A 19,127-nucleotide genomic window follows, 5' to 3' on the forward strand; every position below is an offset into this window, starting at 1 on the left:
AATGAGTAGAGTGCGTGCGGACGCACCTAAATCCTTCGAGGAGGAACGATGGCCAACCCCATCACGCGGGACGAGGTCAAGCAGCGGATCGACGCCGGGGCGGCGATCGTCGTCGAAGCGCTGCCCGCCGATTACTACGCGAAGGCGCACCTGCCCGGCGCACTCAACCTGCCGGTCGACGACGTCGAGAGACTCGCGCCGTCCCTGTTGCCGGACAAGGACGCCGCGGTGATCGTCTACTGCGCCGACTCGCCTTGCCAGAACTCGGGCAACGTGGCGAAGCACCTGGCAGAACTCGGCTACACCCAGGTCTTCGACTACGACGAGGGCAAAGCCGACTGGATCGCCGCCGGACTGCCGACCGAATCCGGCAACTAAGACAGAAGGGAACGGAACCCGGCATGACAGACGCAACAGCGGCTACCCGCGTGGTCGCCGGAACGGAACTTCCCGCCGCGGGGACCTGGAAGGTCGACCCTGGGCACGCCGAGGTCGGTTTCGTGGGCAGGCACTTCCTGCTCACCAAGGTCCGCGGCCGATTCACCGGGGTGGACGCCACGCTGGAAATCGGCGAGCGGATCGAAGACACCACGGTGCGCGCGGTCATTGAGACGGCCACTGTGGACAGTGGAGATCAAACCCGGGACGACCATCTTCGGTCCGGCGATTTCTTCGATGTGGAACATCACCCGCGGGCGACGTTCGAATCCGTATCGGTCACCGCGACCGGCACCACGGCGACCATGGTCGGAAACCTGACCATCAAGGACGTCTCACGTCCGGTCACCCTCGCGGTGGAGTATCTCGGCCACGCGCGCGATCCGTGGGGAAACGACCGCGCGGTGTTCTCCGCTCGCGGCAAAATCAACCGCGAGGATTGGGGACTGGTCTGGAATATGGTCCTGGAATCGGGCGGCCTGCTCGTCTCCAAGGAGATCGAACTCGTCCTCGAGGTCGAGGCGATCCGTTCCGTCTGAGCGCGCACCCCCGGTTCGGGGGCAGTGCGGACTGCTCGTTCGCGGGCGCGACAGATTTCCCTGCCCGCGCGGAAATCGTGGACCGGCCGGGTTGAGCGAGAGCCAGCCCGGCCGGTCGGATCGTTCAGTTCGCCTCGGTCACCACCGCGGCGGCGAGAGCGAACTGCTCCCGCGCCGCCTCCTCCTCACCCCGGGCCTGCCGACAAGCCCCGAGCCGATTCCGGACCTCGATTTCCGCCCACGGCGACATCTGATCCGTCAACGCCCCCAATGCCCGGAGATGACACGAGAGCGCGATGTCCGAATTCCCCAGACCCTGTTCCGCGGAACCAAGTCTGGACAGCGAACTCACCAGCAACAGTTGATCCTCGACCCGCTCCGCCAGTTCGACCGCCGCGCGCAAGGGTTCCGCCGCTTCCGCCGAGCGGCCGAGATGCAGCGCGACGCTGCCGATGTGGCTGGAGACCCGGCCCAGCATCGCCGGATTGCCCGTCGCGACCGCGACTTCCCGCGATTCGGCGAAACAGGCGAGCGAGCGTTCGTAATCGCCCTGTTTGAAATTCACGTAGCCGAGCCCGGACACCGCCCGCTCGACGAGCCAATCGTCCGCCACTTCAAGTGCCAGCGTGCGAGCCTCGCTCAGCACCCGTTCCGCTTCGTCGAGCGGTCCGGTGAGCATCATGACCATTCCCAGCCCGCACAACCCCCGCGCCGTTTCCCTCCGGTCGCCGGTTTCGCGGCTGACTCGCAGACCTTCTTCGCACCATCGCCGGGCCTGGACGGAATCGCCCAGCGCGAGGTACGTCCAGCCGAGTCCGAAACGCAGCGCCGTCGCCATCCGGCGATCCGCCACGTTGTCCACTTCGGACAGCGCGACTTCCAGCAGGGCAAGGCATTCCCGGTACCGGATCCGCCGGACGAGGTAGTCGACGGCGCCTTCGGCGATCCAGCACGCGTAGTCGGAGTGCCCCGCGGCGACCGCGGACGAGACCACTTCCACCAGGTCGCCCGCCCGGTCCAGCCAGGCCGAAGCGTCCACCAGCCCGCCGAACGGCGACTCGGCGAGTTCCGGGCCGCTGGGGAAACCGGGTTCGCCCCATTCGCTCGCCACGCGGCAGGCCTGCAGATACACTCCGAGCCCGCTGGCGACGTCGGGTTCGTCCGCGGCTAGGCGGCGGGCGTAGACCGCGACCAGGTCGTGCATCCGGTACCGGCCCGCGGCGGGCGCCTGCACCAGGTTCGCGTCGACCAGGTCTTCCAGCACCTTTTCCGCCGCACGACGGGAACAGCCGAGCATCGCGGCGAGGACCAGTTCGTCGAACTCGGGCGCGGGGGCGCGGCCCAGCGTGCGGAAGGCGCGTCGCGCGTCAGCCGGAAGCTGGTCGTAGGACAGCCGGAACGCGGCCTCGACGCTGCGTTCCTCGGCGGTCAGTTCGCCGAGGCGGCCGGTGTCGTCGGCGAGCCGGTCCGCCAGGTCGCGGAAGGTCCACATCGGACGGTTTTGCAGCCGGGCTCCCGCAATGCGCAGAGCAAGCGGAAGCCGTCCGCACAAGCTGGCCAGCTCGCGCACAGCTTCGCGTTCCTGCCCCGCACGAGCCGGGCCGACGATCCGGCTCAGCAAGCCGGTCGCGGCGTCGGAAGTCAACGGCCCCAAGGAAATCCGGCGTTCCACGTCCAAACCGGGCAGTCGGCGACGGCTGGTGATCAGCACCCGGTTCCCGGTTCCGCCGGGCAGCAGCGGACGGACCTGTTCGGCGCTGACGGCGTCGTCCAGCACCAGCACCAAGCGCAGCGGAGCGGTCGCGGCGCGCCAGTTCGCGGACAGTTCGTCCAGGTCGTCCGGAATGTGCTGATCGTTGACCCCCGCCGAACGCAGCAACCGGCGCACCACCCGCACCGGCGCGAGCGGGGCGCGGCTGGTGCTGTGCCCGTGCAGCCCGACGAACAGGCACCCGTCGGGATGTTCCTCGCGCAACAGCTGGGCCGCGCGCACCGCCAGCGCCGTTTTGCCCGCCCCGGGCACCCCGTCCACCGCGGACACCGCGCTCCCCGGCGAGGCGAGCCGGGCCAGTTCGTCGTCGCGGCCGGCCAGCTCTCCGACGTCGTGCGGCAGCTCGTCCCGAATCCTGGGCAAGGCAGCTGGCCGAGCCGCGACACCGAGCGCGCCGTCGTCGCCGCGCAGCACCGCTTCGTGCACGCGACGCAGGTCCTCGCTGGGCTCGAGCCCCAGCTCGTCGAGCATCCGGACGCGGAACTCGCGCCAGGTGTCGAGCGCGTCGGTCTGCCGGCCGGCGCCGTAGAAGGCCCGCATGAGCAGCCCGGTCAGCGGTTCGCGATCCGGATGCTCGGCGAGCAGCGCCGACACCTCGCTGATCGCCGACTCGTAGTCCCCCAGCCGGATCAGCGCGTCCGTCCGCCCCTCGACCAGCCCGACGCGGCGTTCGCCGAACCGGCGCCGCTCCCGTTCGGCGAACGGGCCGGGCAGTCCGGCCAGCGGAACGCCCTCGTAGAAAGCCAGCGCCTGGCCGTAGCCCTCCGCCGCCGCGGCGAGCGAACCGGTCGCGGCCGCCTTCTTGGCGCGGGCGGCGAGCTCCTCGACCCGCACGGCGTCCACCCCGACGCCCGCCCCGGCGAACCGGTATCCACCGGGGTCGGTCCGCAGCACCGATTTCGCGTCCGCACCGGCCGCGGCCAGCGATTTCCGCAGCTGGTAGATGTAGCCGGGCACGCCGTCGCTCTCCGGCGGACGCTCGCCCCACACCCGGTCGACCAGCTCGGCCCGGCTGACCGTCACGTCCGGCCGCAGGAGCAGCGCGACCAGCATCGTCGTCCGCAGCACCGGCCCGAGTTCCAGCGGCCGCCCGCCGTACCAGCCGCGGACCGGCCCGAGCACGGCGAACTCCAGCCGGGACCCGGGCTCGCGCTCCGCCCCTCCCCGGCCGGTTCGCGCGGCACCCGATGGCATACCGAGAGTTTAAGTCAGCCCTCTTCACGCTCTCGTGGACAGCTCACCGCGACGTTGTCCGGGCCGCCCACTGGTCCCGGGTCAGCTCGTACTCGACCTCACCGTGTTCCGTGCCCGGCAACGGATCATCGAAATGCAGGTGAAACGTGCGCACGTAGGTGAGCCCGGCCCGCTCCATCACTCGCCGCGACGGGGTGTTCACCGCCATCGTCTGCGCCCACACCCGCCGCGTGCCCAGCTCGGTGAATCCTTTGTGGATCGCCGCACGGGCGCCTTCCGTCGCATACCCGCGTCCCCAGGCCTTCGCCATCAGCCGATAGCCGAGTTCCAGCTCCGCCGTGCTGCCGTCATCGGGCGGCTGCAGGGAAATCCAGCCGACGAACTCGCCGCTCGCCCGCTCGATCGCCGCCCACTGCCCGGCCGGCCCGCGTTCGTAATCGCCGAGGACCGCGGGCAGCACCTTCTGTTCGATCTCGGCACGGGGCGTCGGCGCGCCGGTCAGGAACCGCATCACTTGCGGGTCGCTGTCGAGCTGGACCAGATTCTCGACGTCGGCTTCGGTAAACCGCCGCAACAGCAACCGATCCGTCTCCAGAACTATCATCCGACCACCAATCCGGCCGCCTCCGCGACCCGTTCGCGCGATTCCAGCAACCGCGTCCTGAGCTTCGGCAAATCCACCCCTAGCAACCTGCCGTCCCGCTTAACCGCTTTCCCCCCGACGAAGACGCTGTCCACCAACCCCGGATGTCCAACGGTGACCACTGTGGACACCGGATCGCCGACCGGGAACACGGACAGGTCCTCCGCGTCGACGAGCACCAGATCCGCGTCCTTCCCGACACTGACGCTGCCCGCCCGGTCTTCCCGTCCACACGTCCGGGCACCGTCCACAGTGGCGAATTCGAGCAGGTCACGCGCGACGAGACCGCCGTCGAGACCGCGTTGCACGGCAAACGCCGTGCGCATAGCCGAAAACATGTCACCCCCAGCGGACGGACAGTCGTCAATGGACAACGACGGGCGGATCCCGGCGGCCAGCAGCCGTCCGGTTTCCGGCCAACCGAACCCCATCTTCGCCTCGACGTCCGGGCTGATCGACACCGAACAGCCCGCGTCCGCGAGGATCGCCAGCTGAGCGTCGGTGAGACCGTTGCCGTGAACTATCGTCGTCCGATCGTCAAGCAGTTTTCGTTCGTGCATCTCGGGAATCGAGTCGCGCACCGAGCGGTGGATGTGCACGCTCACCCTCAGTCCGAGTTCCCTCGCCAGCGCGACATCCTCGGCTGTCGTGTCCATCGTGGTCAGTATCGGCCCACGCAGCCCGAACGCCATCTCGTCGCCGGGCAGCCGATTCCGCACCCGGGCGGTGTCGGCGGGTTCCATCGCGCTGTAACAGAAGATCGACCTCCCCGGGGCCTCCTGGAGCGCGTCGACCGCCGCGTCGGCGTTCTCCGGCCGGTCGGAACAGTGGAACCAATCGAGCAAGGTCGTCACGCCCGAGTTCAGCGCTTCGAGCCGTCCCAGCAGATTGCCGAGATACACGTCCTCCGGCTGGTAATGCGGCCTGAGCCTCCCGTGCATGGTTTCGCGGTACTCGGCGAACGTCCAGTCCGCGCCAAGCCCGCGAAACGCCGTCTGCCAGGTGTGCCGATGCGTGTCGACGAACCCCGGCAGGACGATCTTGCCCGTCGCGTCCACGACTTCGGCGTCGGCTCGGATCGCGGGACCGACCGCCGCGATCCGCCCGTCCTCGATCAGCACGTCCCCGCGCGGGAGATCTCCCACCGCCGGATCGAGACTGACCACGATCCCGTTCTGGAGCAACGTCCGCATGAGCCCTCCCCAAAGTTGATGCATCAACTCTAGTTGATGAGTCAACACCCCAGGTAGGCTTCCCGCTCATGACCCCCGACGACTGGGAACTGTGGAACGCCTGGGTGCGCGCCCAACGCCTGCTCACCCGCGAGCTCGACCGCGGACTGCAGCGCGCCTGCGGCATCTCGAAGGCCGAGTTCAGCGTCCTGGTGACCCTGTGGCGAACCCCCGGCCACGAAGCGCGCGTCGCCGACCTGGTCGAAGCCCTCGGCTGGGAAAAGAGCCGCCTCTCACACCAGCTGACCAGGATGGAGTCGCGCGACCTGGTCACCCCGACCCGCACCGGACGGAGCGGCCGGCGCACCGGAATCAGCCTCACCGCACACGGCCGCTCGGTCATTCAGGAGGCCCTGGAGGTCCACGGCGACAACATCCGCCGCCACTTCCTGAATGAGCTGACCCCCTCACAGGCCGATGCGATCCGGTCCTGGGCGGACCAGACGATCGGACGCATCGAGCCAGGTCGCTGACCGGACGCTACCGTGTTCCGAAGATGACTACAGGTATCCGAAAGGTTGATGCCGATGAGCGACGCACCGCGCAAAGCAGCGTCGCCGGCCGCGGACCGGACGCTGACCGTTCTGGAAGCACTTGTCCGGGCGGAAGAACCGCTGACGCTGACCGCGCTCGCGAAGGCCGCCGGGGTACCGCTCGCCACCTGCGCGTCTATCGCCTACACGCTGGAGCAGCGGGGATATGCGGTCCGCAGAGTCGTCGGCCGAAGTCACTTCTGGCGCCCCACCCTGCGCCTGTACGGCTTGGCCATCGAACTGATCCGGAAAGTCGACCTGCCCTCCCTGGTCCAGGCCGACCTGCGGCGGCTTGCGGAAAGCCTCGGAATGCCCGCACATGTCGGGATCCTGGAGGACGCCTCGGTCGTTTATGTGGCCAAGGCTTCTACGCCCGGGTTCGTGCAGTTCGATACTTACCGCGGGAAGGTCGCGCCGTTCGACCTGACTGCGCTTGGCCGGGCGATCGCCGCGCATCTTCCGGAGGCGGAACTAAAGCCGTTGCTGTCGCGCCTTTCGCGTGGGGTTGGACCTAAGGCCGCTGCCCCTGATGCGGGTCAGTTCTTGGCGTTGCTGGCGAAGGTGCGGGCGGATGGGTATGCGATTGAGAGCGAGGAGGAGCAGGCTGAGATCGCTTGCCTCGCCGCGCCGTTCTTCGACGCCGAGGGGGCTGTAGCCGGGGCCGTGGGGGTGACGGGGTTTGCGCGGCAGTTGGTTGGGGAGAAGAGGAAGGCTGCGGCGCGGGGCGTGGTGCAGGTTGGACAGGAGGTTTCACGGCGGCTGGGGTTTGTGTTGTGAGCGTTCGACTGCCCGCACCGCGAGCAACCGCCATCCCTAGGCATCAGCAGCAGCCATATCAATGATCCGATAAGCATAGGTGGCGACAACACGATCGATATCCAAGTTGTACTTCGGGTTCGCCACCTTGTTGAATCCCATCACGACATGTTTATAGAACGCCACATCACGCTTGCCGCCCGTAAAAAACGTGAAATGCAAGCTGGGGTTCCTGGCGGCAACAAGGCTTCCTAGAAACACGGCCACGTCGTTCACCACCGCGTACCAGAGATTTCGGAGATGTTCCGGATTCCGTTCGACGTTTATCCGGAACCAGTCATTCAGCTCCTGCACCGACTCACGCGCCTGCCTCTTCGTCAACTCCGCATGCGGCTGGGCGTACGGCGGAAGATACGGTTCGTAGCCATCCCAGTTCATCTCATCTTATTGCCACACGAATGTTCGCGGACTGCAGGGCCTGAAACAGCGGATCCGTGATCTCTGCACGATTTCAACATCTCTTTATCTGCATTTTGCTGCCACTGGTCAGCGACATGCGACCGGGCTTCACAAGCGACGGGGTCCTCGCACCGCGAGGGCTGGCATGGACCACGGACGGCGAGCGGTTGTTCGCCATCACCCGGCCGGCCAACGGGTCGGAGCCCGCGTTGCGGGTGCTGAAGGATCCGACCGACCGGTAAGCCTCCACCGCACGTCTACAGCCCGGCCGCGTCGCGTCCGGCCGGGCTGCTTCTTGCGGCTCGGCAACAGCATTGCTTCTCCTCCGTCGATCGACTATCTTCCTGAATCAGGAAGACTTCTACGAAATACCGGAAGATAGGCCAACCGGAGTATCGGGGAGACGTCGTGGGCGCACTGTTGCGCTGGGCGGAGGCCGACCGCGCCGCGGTGCGGGGTGTGCTTTCCGAGGCGCTTGTCTTGGTGCCCATCGGCGCGACCGAGCAGCATGGGCCGCATTTGCCTACTGGGACGGACGCGTTTCTCGCGGCTGCCGTGTGCGAGCGCGCGGCTGAGGTGGCGGCACCGCGGGCCGAGCGGGCGTTGTTGCTTGCCCCGCCGCTTCCGTACGGGGCTTCGGATCATCATCTTCCCTTCAACGGCACGCTTTCCCTTTCGGCCCAGACCTTGTCGCACGTGCTTGACGATCTGGCGCGGTCGATCGCGGTTCAGGGCGGGCGGCGGATGGTCATTGTCAACGGGCACGGGGGCAATGCTGGCGTCTGCCACGCGTTCGCGGGGGCTGCGTCGACCCGGCATGGGCTTGCGGTGGCGCATACCGACTACTGGCGGGTCCTCGAGTCCGAAGACATCGTTCCTGGGCATGCTGGCGAGTTCGAGACTTCGATGATGCTGGCGGTCCATGGGGAACTCGTTCAGGAGACGGCCGCGAGAGAGAAGCCCAAAACGGCGCGAGTGTCTGATGTGGACATCCATTCCAGGAAAGCCTGGCGGGAGATTGACGGGTATACCGACCAACCCCAGTTAGCCACGGAGAGTCGGGGCACCAGGTGGTTCGATAGGATCACCAACGAGCTGGCGGACCGGTTTGTGGCGCTGGCGAGGGTGTTGTGAAGCCATGATCGTGGACGTGCACACGCACACTCCGACCCACCAGGCCGCGGTGCCGGAGGACGAGCTGCGCGTTTACGAGGGGTGGCGCACCGACCGAGCGGTGGTCACCACGAATTCCTGGGACGACTACGACAAAGCCACTGCGGCGGCTGATCTGTCCATTGTGTTCAACATCGCCGTCGAGAAACCCGAAGAGGCCACGGGGTTGCCGTATCGGGCGGAGGACACCAACACTGCCACGGCGGCGTTCGCGGCGGACGATCCCGAGCGGCGGATCGGGTTCATGTCGGTGAATCCGACCGCGCCCGACGTGTTCGAAGAGGCTGACCGGTGTCGCGAACTGGGGCTGGCCGGGGTGAAGCTCGGGCCGAATTACCAGAACTTCGACCCGCTGTCGCAACCGGCGTTGGACTTCTACGGTTACTGCGAGCGGAACGGGTTGCCGATCTTGTTCCACCAGGGGGCATCGCCGATTCGGCAGGCACCGCTGCGGTACACGTATCCGCTCGTCACCGACGAGGTCGCGCTGCAGTTCCCGGAGCTCCGGATCGTCATGGCGCACATGGGACATCCGTGGGGACGCGAGACCGTGGTGACCATCCGCAAGCATCCGCACGTGTACGCCGACGTCTCCTCGATCTACCTCCGGCCTTGGGTCTGCTACGAATCGCTGCTCGCGGCGCAGGAGTGGGGCGTGCCGCACAAACTGCTCCTCGGCTCGGACTTTCCGATCGCCACGACCGCGGAGGCGATGGCGGGGATGCGGCGGGTCAATAACATCGTCGAGGGCACGGCGTTGCCCAAGATTTCCGCAGAGCTGATCGAGGGAGTCATTCACGCGGACGCGGTCGCCGCGCTTGGCCTGGAGAGGACATCGCGATGACGCCGATCCGGGGAGTCTCTCCCGTTCTCGAGGTGCCTTTTACCGAGGACGGCGAGATCGACGTTTCCGGATTCCGGCGTGTGGTCCGGCATGTGCTCGGGACCGGGGTCGGCAGTGTGATGTTCCCTGGATTCGCGTCGGAGTTCTACAAGTTGGCGGAGGACGAAAGGCAGACCCTCACTGAGATATTGCTGGCGGAGACGGCGCTGCGGCCTGATGTCTTGGCCATCATCGCGGTTCAGGATCATGCGACCCGGCTTGCGGTGAAGCGGGCTACCGAGGCGGTCGCCGCGGGCGCTGATTTGATCAATCTTTTGCCGCCGCATTATCTGCACCCGTCCAGGAAGGCGCTGGTCAAGCATATTCGGGAGGTGCTTGACGCGGTGGATCCGACTCCGGCGGTGTTGCAGTACGCGCCCGCCGAGACCGGCACCCGCCTTGATGCGGACGTCCTGCGCAAGATCGCGGCCAAGCACGCCAATCTGCAACTGGTCAAGGTCGAGTCCAGTCCGCCGGGGCCGTTGATCGCCGAGCTGGCCGCTGGGGATCCGCCGATTCCGGCGGTCGAGGGGTACGCGGGGGTGCAATTGCCGGACGCGATCCGGCGTGGGGCGGTCGGGACACAGCCGGGATGTTCGTTCACCGAGATCTACGTGGAGATCTGGCGGCGGTTCGAGAACGGGGACGACGCGGGCGGGGAGGAACTACACCGCAGTCTGCTCCCGTACATCTCCTACTGGATGTTGGACACCGAGCGGATCATCGCGACGGAGAAGCTGATTTCGGTACGTCGTGGGCTGATCACCAGTCCGTACTGTCGCGCGCCCGCGCACCGGCTCGACGCCGAAGACATCCGGATGATCGACCGGTTTCTAGCGGAGTTCCGTGAGTTTCTGTGAATACGGTCGAAGACATCGAGGTCGTCGCGATCAGTCCGGTCGTGCGGCCGGAACTCGTCGTGGCCGGGGCTCGCGGGACGCATGATCGTTCCGACTTCTTACTGGTCCGGGTGACCACTTCGGACGGTGCGACCGGCCTAGGCGAGGTCAGCGCGACGCTTCAGTGGAGTGGCGAAGACGCTGGTACGGCGGAATACCTCATCAGAAAGGCCCTCGCTCCGGCGATACTCGGCCGGCCGCTCGTCCCGGTCGCCGATCTTGAGCGGCGCATGGACCACGCGGCGGCCGGTGCGCCGTTCACCAAAGCCGGGATCTCGACGGCGTTGTGGGACGCGTACGCACGCACGCTCGGCGTCCCGCTCGCGGTGGCACTCGGTGGTCCATTAAGGACCAAAGTGCCGGTGAAATGCTCGCTCAGCGGCAGCGGGCAACGACTCCAGGACGTCTACCAGGCGGCATTCGAGGCGGGTTTTCGCAGCTACAAGCTGAAGATCGGCTTCGATCCCGAGGAGGACGCACGTCGGCTCGCAGAGGCCCGCGCGCTCGTCGGGGCGGATACGTTCCTCGGTCTCGACGCGAACGGCGGCTACCGGCCTGCGGGCGCGGCCCGGGCAATCGAGTTGCTGCACGAACATAACCCGGCGTTTTTCGAGCAGCCGGTGGCACCTGGAGATCTTGCCGCGATGCGAAACCTGCGCGGGCGCGGTCTGTCCATTGTGGCGGATGAAAGTGTGTTCGGCATGGACGATCTCGTGTCCGTGATCCGAGCCGAAGCGGCGGACGCGGTCAGCCTGTACATCGGCAAGGCGAGCGGGCCGGGCCGAGTGGTGTCGATGGCGCACCTCGCGAACGCGTTCGGACTGGACGTGGTGCTCGGGTCCAATGGGGAGCTGGGCATCGGCGCGGCGGCCCAGTTGCACGCCGCGTGTGCCGCACCGGGGCTGTCGACTCGGATTCCCTCCGACATTATCGGCGCGCACTATTACGAGCGCGACATCCTCAAGACGCCGTTGAACAGCGACGGCCAGAAGGTCCGGCTCGGCGACGCACCTGGCCTCGGCGTCGAGGTGGCCGACGACATCGCCGCCGGGTTCAGGAGCGTCCGATGAACCGGTCGAGCACGTTCGCGGTCACCGCGGAGACGCCGTCGTCCACCAGTACCGCGGAGGTCCAGGCAATCGAGCCGACCGAGAACGCCTCGCCGCCGCTGGCCGTTGCGTAACACGCGATCTCGCCGCCGCCGTCGCCAGGGTTGAGGCCGCGCGCGAGTACGTGAGTCCCTTGTGGACTGTGCGGGCCGGTCTTGTCGGTTTCGTGGCCGGAAGCACCGCCAGGGCATCGTTCGTGCAGGCTCCGAACGCCGAACCGGTCCCCTTTGTCCAGTCCGGTGCCGCGGAAAGCCCAGTGGCCGGGGTCGAGCACCTCGTATGGTGCGCCGGTCATCGCGCCCGCACTGGTGAACACCACGCCGAACAGCTCCGACGTCGGCCGGAACGTGCGGTGCATCCGGCTCTCATAGGGACCGGTCTCGATGGCCTGGGTACGAAATTGCAGCGCGTCAGCGGTGAAGGCCACTTCGCAGTCGGCGACATTGCCGCCGAAGTTGGCCAGCTTTCCGCCGCGGTCGTGCACCCAGGAATAGACGACGGTGTACATCTCGCGGGTCCAATATTCCGGATGGGTGCTCAGGACCAGCGCGCGGTAACTGTTGAGAGGCAGGGTGCCGTCGTGCAGGTGTGCGTCGGAATAGAGGTCGTACTCGTAGCCGTTGCGTTCCAGCCAGCTGAGCAGCCGCCATTCCGCGGCCGCCAGGTGACACGGCTGCCTTCCGCGGATCGGGTCCTCCGGCTGGTCGGCTGCACTGAGCTGGTTCAGCGGTTCCGGGCGTTCGAAGGACAGCGGCGGGTACGCGTCGTCCGGCAGCGCGTGTTCGCTGAAGCTGGATTCGAGATAGCGGGGCATTTCCAAGCGGGGCACCAAAACTGGTGCCGACGGCAGTCCGGAGGCGTTGATGTAGTTGCTGCGGCCGCCGAAATTGTTGTAGGCGTTCCAGGTGTTCGTGGAGGCGACCACGGCGAGCGGCGCGGTCGGCTGGCGCGGCGCGACCACCCAGGGAAAGGAAAATCGGGCTCCGGACTCCCCTTCGACGTGAAAGTAGTACAGGCCGCTGCGATCCGGAGCCGTGACGTATTGCCGGTGCGACGGATCGACGTAGCCTTTTTCGTTGAACCGCACGCCGGTTCGCGTGTAGTCGCCGTCTGGTGTCACCTGCACGGTCGCGCGCGGCGCGTGTTCGTCGAACCAGCCGATCAGCGCCGTCTCCTCGGCCGCCGCGCCGTGTCGCCACAGGCTCAGCCGGTACGGCTCGGGGCTGTGGATCCGGAACTCCCCCTCGTCGCCGCTGCGCGCCCATTTCGGCCAGATATAGCCGAAAATCTGGTCGGACAGCAGCCGGAACTGGCGCGGTTCGCCAGAACCGAGCGCGACGTCGACGTGTTTGGCTCCGTAGCCGTCCTTGGCGAGGGTGACGCGGTAGTCGCCGGGCGGGACGTCGGCGTGGATCGCGCCGGTCGCGGTGGAGCGCGCGGTCCAGTGCGACCGGTGGTCGCTAATCTCGACGGTCGCGTCGGGCAACGCGAGGTAGCGTTCGTCGCTGACATATCCCAGCAAGGTCATACCGTCGCGGCTTTCGGTTCGACAGCCGGCTCCGGCAACGGTTGCCCGGAGCGTTCGGGCAACATCAGCATCGCGACCGCGCTGAGCACGCAGCCGGCGATCACGTAAATGCCGACGCCCCACACCGCGCCGGTCGCGCCGACCAGCCACGCGCTGAGGTACGGCGCGAACCCGCCGCCGAGCACCGCGGTGAGCTGATATCCCAGGTTGACGCCGGTGACGCGCGAGCGGGTGTCGAACAATTCGGACAGAATCGTCTGGGACAGCGCGGACATCGCCATCACGAACACCGAGAAGCCCAGCACCATCGCGACCGCCACGAGGACCGGGTTCTTCGTCTCGAACAGCCAGAACACCGGGAAGATCACCACCGCGAGCCCGGCGCAGCCGCCGAGGAACACCGGCTTCCGGCCGATCCGGTCCGACAGCGCGCCCCAGGTCGGCGCGAGAATGATCTGTGCCCCGGCGGCGACCATTGTCGCGGTGAGCGCCACCGACGCGGGCATGCCGAGATCTTTTTTGATGTACGACGCGCCATACGTGGTGATGACATAGCCGCCGATGCTGTTGGCGAAACCGAACAGAACGCCGTAGATCAAATTGCGCGGACGCCGCAGTACAGCGACCAGTGGAATGCGCGATCCGGAATCCTTCTCGCGGGCGCGTTCAAACTCCGGCGTTTCGCCCACTCGAAGCCGGATGATCAAACCCGCGACCAGCAGCACGAAGCTCAGCAGGAACGGGATCCGCCAGCCCCAGGCCAGGAAGTCCCGTTCGGGAAGCGTCGCGAACAACGCCATCAAACCGGAGGAAATGAGCAGCGCGACGCCTGCCCCGGAAAGGAGCAGCGCACCGTAGAGACCGCGTTTGCGCGGCGGGGCGTGCTCGACGGCCAGCGAGATCGCGCCGCCCATTTCGCCGCCGGTCGAGAAGCCCTGCAGCAACCGCAGGAGGACGAGCAGAATCGGGGCCGCGACGCCGATCTGGCGGTATCCGGGCAGCGCGCCGATGAGAATCGTGGCGATCCCCATCAGCACGATGGTGAGGATCAAGGCGCTCTTCCGGCCGAACCGGTCCGCGAGATGGCCGATCACGACGCCGCCGACCGGACGCAGCACGAACCCGACGGCGAAGGTGGCGAACGACGACAGCTGTCCGGTGAGCGGGTCCGCGGACGGGAAGAACACAGCCGGGAACACCACTGCGGCGGCTAGGCCGAACAGGTAATAGTCGTAGTACTCGAGCAGCGTGCCGATACTGGAAGCCAGCACCGCGGACCGGCGCGCCGAGCGCGTCGATCCGGAGCTGTCTGAGTGAGAGCTGTCCGCGCCCATGACGCCCGCACCTCCTGATCCGATGGCGGATCAAGGCCGGTCGACCTCGACCCGACAACCCCGAATCACGTATTTACGAGATACCGTAGATACGTCTTCTATTTCGGAAAGATTAGTCTATGCTGGCGGCGTCGGACAAGGGGAATCTCGGGCGGGCGCCGGCGGGTTTCCGCAGTGCGAGCAGCGGGCCGCCGAGCCGTGGAGGGGTCGACCATGACGTTGAGCCGTCGTCGTCTTTTGCAGTTGTCCGCGGTCGCGGCGGGCACGGCCGTGGTCGGGACCGGAACCGTTGCGGAGGCCGCTGAAAAGGAGCCGGACTGGGGCGCGTTGCGCAAACGGCTGCACGGTGCGCTGCTGCAGCGAAATCACGCTGGCTACGAGGAAATCCGGCCGCCGTTCAACATCCTTTACGACGACCGCTACCCGCCTGCGATCGCCCGGTGCGTCGACGCCGACGACGTCCGGAAGTGCCTGGCTTTCGCCGCGGAAAACAAAATCAAGTTCGCCGCCCGCAGCGGCGGCCACAGTTATGTCGCATATTCCACTCCGGGCGACGGATTGGTCGCGGACCTCAAGCTGATGAACCGCGTGGAGGTCCGCCGGAACGGCACCGCGGTCGTCGGCGCCGGCACGCGACTGATCGACGTCTATCACGCGCTGGCCGCCGAAGGCCGCGCGCTGCCGGGCGGAACCTGCGGTTCGGTCGGCATCGCCGGGCTCGCGCTCGGCGGCGGAATCGGCGTTCTGATGCGGAAGCACGGACTGACCTGCGACCATCTGGCCGGCGCGAAAGTGGTGACGCCGTGCGATCTGCGGCTGCGTTCGGTCGACCCGGGCTCGGACCTCGGCTGGGCGCTCACCGGCGGAGGCGGCGGGAACTTCGGCGTCACCACGGAATTCACCTTCCGCACGGTGCCCGCTCCGCCGCGGGTCACGGTGTTCGTGGTGAACTTCCCCGAAGGATCGGGCACCGACGTCTACGGTGCCTGGCAGGACTGGATCACCGCCGCGCCAAGGGAATTCTGGTCGAACATCTCGGTGCTCGGCGGCCCGAACCCGGCCGCGGGCGTGCCCGGCTGCCTCCTCGGCGGCGAACAGCGGGCGCGCGAGCTCATCGCCGATCTGGAACGCCGGGCCGGGGTCAAGGGCACTGTCAGCGGTTTTCAGGAGACCGACTATCTCGGTGCGATGGATTTCTGGTCCGGAAGCCTGGGGCGGCGCCGGTTCATGGCCGCCTCCCGGGTGCTGGCGCGAAAAGCCGATCCGGCGCAACTGAGCGCGCTCGTCACCGGCGAGACCAAGATCGCGCTGGAAGTGAACCCGCTCGACGCGGCGGTCTCCGACGTCCGCCCCACCGACACCGCGTTCGCCCACCGCGGCGTTTTCGGCGACGTGCAGGTCTATCTCAGTGCCGACCCCGGCGTCGACCGGGAGACCGCGAAGCACGAAGTGAACGACGTCCAAGCGCGGCTGGCGAAATTCGCCACCGGCGGCGCTTACGTCAACTACCTCAACGACGACCAGAAGGATTGGGCCACCGCGTACTACGGGGTGAATCTCGGGACGCTCCGGGCGGTAGCGGCGAAGTACGACCCGAGTGGGGTGCTCGCGTTCGAGCAGGGTCTCTCGCCGCGCCCGGTGTGAAAGCCGGTCTGCGGCCGGCGCAGGACTCCGGCCGCAGACCGGCGGGCTACGCGGCGACCTGCAGGATCCAGGTGACCCCGAAGCGGTCCCGGAGCATGCCGAACGCCGGGGCCCACTGGGACGGGCCGAACGGCTCGATGACCGTCGCGTCCTCGGACAGCTTCTTCCAGAACTCGCCTGCCTCGTCGACGGAATCGCCGCTGACGGACAGGAAGAACTTCTCCGTGGTGACGGTCATGCCGTTCTCGCGGGTGGTCTCGCCGACCGGCGCGGCGGCGGCGACGCCGGGCACGTCGTAGGCCATCACCTGGAACCCGTTCTCGCCGACGACCTGACCGAACACCACGCGGTCCGCGCCGGGCGCGTCCTTCGGCATGCCGAAGTCGCCGTAGGTGGCGATCCGGGTCTCCCCGCCGAACACCGACCGGTAGAACTCGAGCGCCTCCCTGGCCTCGCCCCGGAAGTTCAAGTGGGCGACGGCGTGCACTGCCATGATTTCGACTCCTCGTTTCCCGCGCCGGACTCGTTCCCGCGCTGGAACCGAGACTCGCAGCAGTAGCGGTCAGGCAGTGGCCGCTACTTCGGGCATGATCGAAACCATGCGAAAGATGACCGACGACGAGCGACGGGACCGCATCGGGCTGCGGCACGCACTGGCGACCGCCGCGCCCGGAGTGGAGGCCGCCGTCCGCGCGGTCACGTGCTTGCACGCCACCGAGGCCAGCAGCATCTATCTGTCCGCGTACGCCCGTTCCCGCGCCGACCGAGAGTCCATTTCGGACGCATTGTTCGGCCGACGGACTGTGGTGCGGCAGCTGGCGATGCGCCGGACCGTCTTCGCGTTTCCAGTCGATTTGTTCGCTGCGGCAAGGGGAAGCGCGTCGGCTCGGGTCGTTCGGCAACTGACCGCACGGCTGGCGAAAGACGCCGAGCTGGCCGGGATCGACGATGGCCCGGGGTGGGTCTCGAACCGGTGCGCCGAGGCTCTCGCGGCGATCCGCGAAGAACCTGGCACCGCTGCACAGTTACGCGCTCGCGTTCCCTCGCTGAGCACGCGGATCGCTGCCGAAGGACGGCCCACCGTTCTCGCTCCCGTGGGGTCCCGCGTGCTCTCCGCGCTCGCGGCCAGCGGTTCGGTGGTCCGCGGGGACAACGCCGGAAGCTGGCAGACGTCGCGTCCAGTGTGGACGGCCGTTGAGGAGTGGCTCGGCGAGGACCCGGGCGTCCTGGACGAACGGGAGGGCTACCGGGAACTGGTGCGGCGGTGGCTGTGGTCGTTCGGGCCGGGGACGGAGGACGACCTGGTGTGGTGGCTAGGCGCGACGAAAACCGCGGTCCGCCGGGCGCTGGACGACGTCGGCGCGACACCTGCACTGCTGGAGGACGGAACCCCGGCGTGGCTGCATCCCGCCGACGAGGAAGAGGTCCGCCTCGGCGGGGACTGGGCGGCCCTCCTCCCGACCCTCGACCCGACGACCATGGGCTGGCGCCGCCGCGACTTCTACCTGGGCGGCCACGGCCCGCACCTCTTCGACGGCGCGGGCAACGCCGGTCCGACCGCGTGGTGGAACGGGCGGATCGTCGGGACGTGGACGCAGCGGCCGGACGGGGTGGTGGAGGTTGTGCCGATCGATCCGTTGCCGGGGGCTGCGGCGAGGGCGTTGGATGTGGAGGCTGCGAGGCTCACCGCGTGGTTTGGCGGGGAGGTGGTCGCGACGGGGTATGTATCGCCGTTGGTTCGCGGGCGGGTCAGCCGAGGTCCTGCCGACGGAGCCTCGGATCGGTAAGCGACGGCGGGATCCGGCCCGCACCGCCTGGTTTGACGGGGAGGTGGTCGCGACAGGGTATGTATCGCCGTTGGTTCGCGGGCGGGTCAGCCGAGCACCCGCCGACGCAACCTCGGCTCGATAAGCGACCTCGGAACATACGACACATCGATCGGCCCCACATCCGCACCCGGCGCGACGATCTCGTCGATCCGGTCCAGCAGATCCCCGTCCAGCCGGGTATCAGCACCAGCCAGCAGGTCGTCGAGCTGCGGCAACGTCCGGGGGCCGATGATCGCGGACGTCACACCCGGATGGTTGACCGCGAACGCCAGCGCCAGACGCGTCAGCGAAATCCCGGCTTCCTCGGCAAGCAGCGCGAACCGTTCGACCGCCGCGTGTTTGCGTTCGTCGGTCATGTGGCGCGGGACGAAACGCAGCTGCGCTTCCCGAGGCTGCTCGCCACCGGGGCCGGGCCGGTAGCGGCCGGTCAGCAGGCCCATCGCGAGCGGGCTCCACACCAGGACTCCCATGCCGTACCGGCGGCACACCGGCAGGATCTCGCTCTCGATTCCCCGGTTGAGCAGCGAGTACGTCGGCTGTTCGGTCCGCAGCCGGGCCAGGCCCGCGCGGTCGGACACCCATTGGGCTTCGACGATCCCGGACGCCGGGAAGTTCGAGGACCCGACCGCGCGCACCTTGCCGCTGCGCACCAGGTCGGTCAGCGCGGAGAGGGTTTCCTCCAGATCGGTGTCGGGATCGGGGTGGTGGAGCTGGTAGAGATCAACATGGTCGGTTCGCAGGCGCCGCAACGACTGTTCGATCTCCGCGACGATCCAGCGCCGGGAGCTTCCACCGCGACCCGGGCCCATCGAGCCGTTCACCTTCGTGGCCACCACCACGTCGTCGCGGCGGCCCTTCAATGCCGCGCCGAGGATCTCCTCGGACTCCCCATCGGGCCCGTAAACGTCAGCGGTGTCAACGAAGTTGATCCCAGAATCGAGCGCCCGGTGCACCATCCGGGCGCACTCGCCGTGATCGGGGTTGCCGATCTTCCCGAATTTCATCGTGCCAAGGCAATAGACGCTGACCTTGATCCCGGTCCGCCCTAAAAGCCGCATCTGCATGTGCCGGTTCCTAATCGGTAGTAGGGGTAGTTCTTCCAGCTCGTGGCTGAGGCCTGTTTGGCTCCAGACGTTCGACGTCTTAGGAAAGAACGGCCTGGT

The 19,127-nt window shown here is 67.5% G+C and carries 18 protein-coding genes; 10 read left to right on the forward strand and 8 right to left on the reverse strand.

The features are described 5' to 3' along the window. Positions 1–48 precede the first annotated feature (48 nt). Positions 49–378 carry a rhodanese-like domain-containing protein gene (locus ACZ7SW_RS38905; RefSeq protein ID WP_470235369.1) on the forward strand — a complete coding sequence of 110 codons (330 nt, stop codon included), beginning with the start codon at positions 49–51 and terminating at the stop codon, positions 376–378. Between the two features lie 23 nt (positions 379–401). Beyond that, positions 402–977: a YceI family protein gene (locus ACZ7SW_RS38910; protein ID WP_470235370.1), complete on the forward strand. Its 576-nt coding sequence runs from the start codon at positions 402–404 to the stop codon at positions 975–977. Between the two features lie 124 nt (positions 978–1,101). Here the strand turns inward: ACZ7SW_RS38910 and ACZ7SW_RS38915 are convergent, their stop codons facing one another. From ACZ7SW_RS38915 to ACZ7SW_RS38925, 3 genes are read right to left on the reverse strand one after another with little or no spacing between them, the layout of a single operon-like run. Beyond that, on the reverse strand, positions 1,102–3,942 hold the full coding sequence (locus ACZ7SW_RS38915) for an AfsR/SARP family transcriptional regulator (RefSeq protein ID WP_470235371.1): 2,841 nt from the start codon (positions 3,940–3,942) through the stop codon (positions 1,102–1,104). A gap of 43 nt (positions 3,943–3,985) precedes the next feature. Continuing rightward, entirely contained in the window at positions 3,986–4,546 is a 561-nt protein-coding gene (locus ACZ7SW_RS38920; RefSeq protein WP_470235372.1) for a GNAT family N-acetyltransferase, read from the reverse strand. Further along, positions 4,543–5,778 (reverse strand): amidohydrolase family protein, encoded by a 1,236-nt coding sequence (locus tag ACZ7SW_RS38925; RefSeq protein ID WP_470235373.1) that lies wholly within the window; start codon positions 5,776–5,778, stop codon positions 4,543–4,545. Before ACZ7SW_RS38925 ends, ACZ7SW_RS38920 begins: the two co-directional genes overlap by 4 nt. Before the next feature lie 68 nt (positions 5,779–5,846). Between ACZ7SW_RS38925 and ACZ7SW_RS38930 the strand changes: the two genes are divergently transcribed. Then, the gene (locus ACZ7SW_RS38930; protein WP_470235374.1) at positions 5,847–6,290 is read left to right on the forward strand and encodes a MarR family winged helix-turn-helix transcriptional regulator; all 444 of its coding nucleotides are present in this window, start codon (positions 5,847–5,849) and stop codon (positions 6,288–6,290) included. Positions 6,291–6,344: 54 nt separating this feature from the next. Further along, positions 6,345–7,127 (forward strand): IclR family transcriptional regulator, encoded by a 783-nt coding sequence (locus ACZ7SW_RS38935; RefSeq protein ID WP_470235375.1) that lies wholly within the window; start codon positions 6,345–6,347, stop codon positions 7,125–7,127. Between the two features lie 36 nt (positions 7,128–7,163). Here the strand turns inward: ACZ7SW_RS38935 and ACZ7SW_RS38940 are convergent, their stop codons facing one another. Then, the gene (locus ACZ7SW_RS38940) at positions 7,164–7,544 is read right to left on the reverse strand and encodes a hypothetical protein (RefSeq protein WP_470235376.1); all 381 of its coding nucleotides are present in this window, start codon (positions 7,542–7,544) and stop codon (positions 7,164–7,166) included. 429 nt (positions 7,545–7,973) lie between these two features. On the opposite strand from ACZ7SW_RS38940, the gene ACZ7SW_RS38945 reads away from it, so the two are divergent. Genes ACZ7SW_RS38945 through ACZ7SW_RS38960 form a run of 4 tightly spaced genes read left to right on the forward strand, consistent with a single transcriptional unit; the run spans position 7,974 to position 11,590 of the window. Then, positions 7,974–8,699 carry a creatininase family protein gene (locus tag ACZ7SW_RS38945; RefSeq protein ID WP_470235377.1) on the forward strand — a complete coding sequence of 242 codons (726 nt, stop codon included), beginning with the start codon at positions 7,974–7,976 and terminating at the stop codon, positions 8,697–8,699. 4 nt (positions 8,700–8,703) lie between these two features. Further along, complete coding sequence (locus ACZ7SW_RS38950; RefSeq protein ID WP_470235378.1) at positions 8,704–9,582, forward strand: amidohydrolase family protein; 879 nt, start codon at positions 8,704–8,706, stop codon at positions 9,580–9,582. Further along, positions 9,579–10,481 (forward strand): dihydrodipicolinate synthase family protein, encoded by a 903-nt coding sequence (locus tag ACZ7SW_RS38955; protein ID WP_470235379.1) that lies wholly within the window; start codon positions 9,579–9,581, stop codon positions 10,479–10,481. Before ACZ7SW_RS38950 ends, ACZ7SW_RS38955 begins: the two co-directional genes overlap by 4 nt. Beyond that, on the forward strand, positions 10,478–11,590 hold the full coding sequence (locus tag ACZ7SW_RS38960) for a mandelate racemase/muconate lactonizing enzyme family protein (RefSeq protein WP_470235380.1): 1,113 nt from the start codon (positions 10,478–10,480) through the stop codon (positions 11,588–11,590). Before ACZ7SW_RS38955 ends, ACZ7SW_RS38960 begins: the two co-directional genes overlap by 4 nt. Here ACZ7SW_RS38960 and ACZ7SW_RS38965 read toward each other — a convergent pair. Next, positions 11,574–13,157 carry a N,N-dimethylformamidase beta subunit family domain-containing protein gene (locus tag ACZ7SW_RS38965; RefSeq protein ID WP_470235381.1) on the reverse strand — a complete coding sequence of 528 codons (1,584 nt, stop codon included), beginning with the start codon at positions 13,155–13,157 and terminating at the stop codon, positions 11,574–11,576. The genes ACZ7SW_RS38960 and ACZ7SW_RS38965 overlap by 17 nt on opposite strands. Beyond that, positions 13,154–14,491 carry an MFS transporter gene (locus tag ACZ7SW_RS38970; protein WP_470235382.1) on the reverse strand — a complete coding sequence of 446 codons (1,338 nt, stop codon included), beginning with the start codon at positions 14,489–14,491 and terminating at the stop codon, positions 13,154–13,156. Before ACZ7SW_RS38970 ends, ACZ7SW_RS38965 begins: the two co-directional genes overlap by 4 nt. 213 nt (positions 14,492–14,704) lie before the next feature. Between ACZ7SW_RS38970 and ACZ7SW_RS38975 the strand changes: the two genes are divergently transcribed. Beyond that, entirely contained in the window at positions 14,705–16,135 is a 1,431-nt protein-coding gene (locus ACZ7SW_RS38975; RefSeq protein ID WP_470235383.1) for an FAD-binding oxidoreductase, read from the forward strand. A gap of 46 nt (positions 16,136–16,181) precedes the next feature. Here the strand turns inward: ACZ7SW_RS38975 and ACZ7SW_RS38980 are convergent, their stop codons facing one another. Further along, positions 16,182–16,628, reverse strand: a complete 447-nt coding sequence (locus tag ACZ7SW_RS38980) for a VOC family protein (protein WP_470235384.1) — start codon at positions 16,626–16,628, stop codon at positions 16,182–16,184. A gap of 106 nt (positions 16,629–16,734) precedes the next feature. Here ACZ7SW_RS38980 and ACZ7SW_RS38985 point away from each other — a divergent pair, with 106 nt between their 5' ends. Next, on the forward strand, positions 16,735–17,922 hold the full coding sequence (locus ACZ7SW_RS38985; RefSeq protein WP_470235385.1) for a winged helix DNA-binding domain-containing protein: 1,188 nt from the start codon (positions 16,735–16,737) through the stop codon (positions 17,920–17,922). 86 nt (positions 17,923–18,008) lie between these two features. On the opposite strand, the gene ACZ7SW_RS38990 is transcribed toward ACZ7SW_RS38985, so the two are convergent. Beyond that, positions 18,009–19,028: an aldo/keto reductase gene (locus tag ACZ7SW_RS38990; protein WP_470235386.1), complete on the reverse strand. Its 1,020-nt coding sequence runs from the start codon at positions 19,026–19,028 to the stop codon at positions 18,009–18,011. Between the last annotated feature and the right edge of the window lie 99 nt (positions 19,029–19,127).

Source organism: Amycolatopsis sp. NPDC114484, assembly GCF_055633755.1.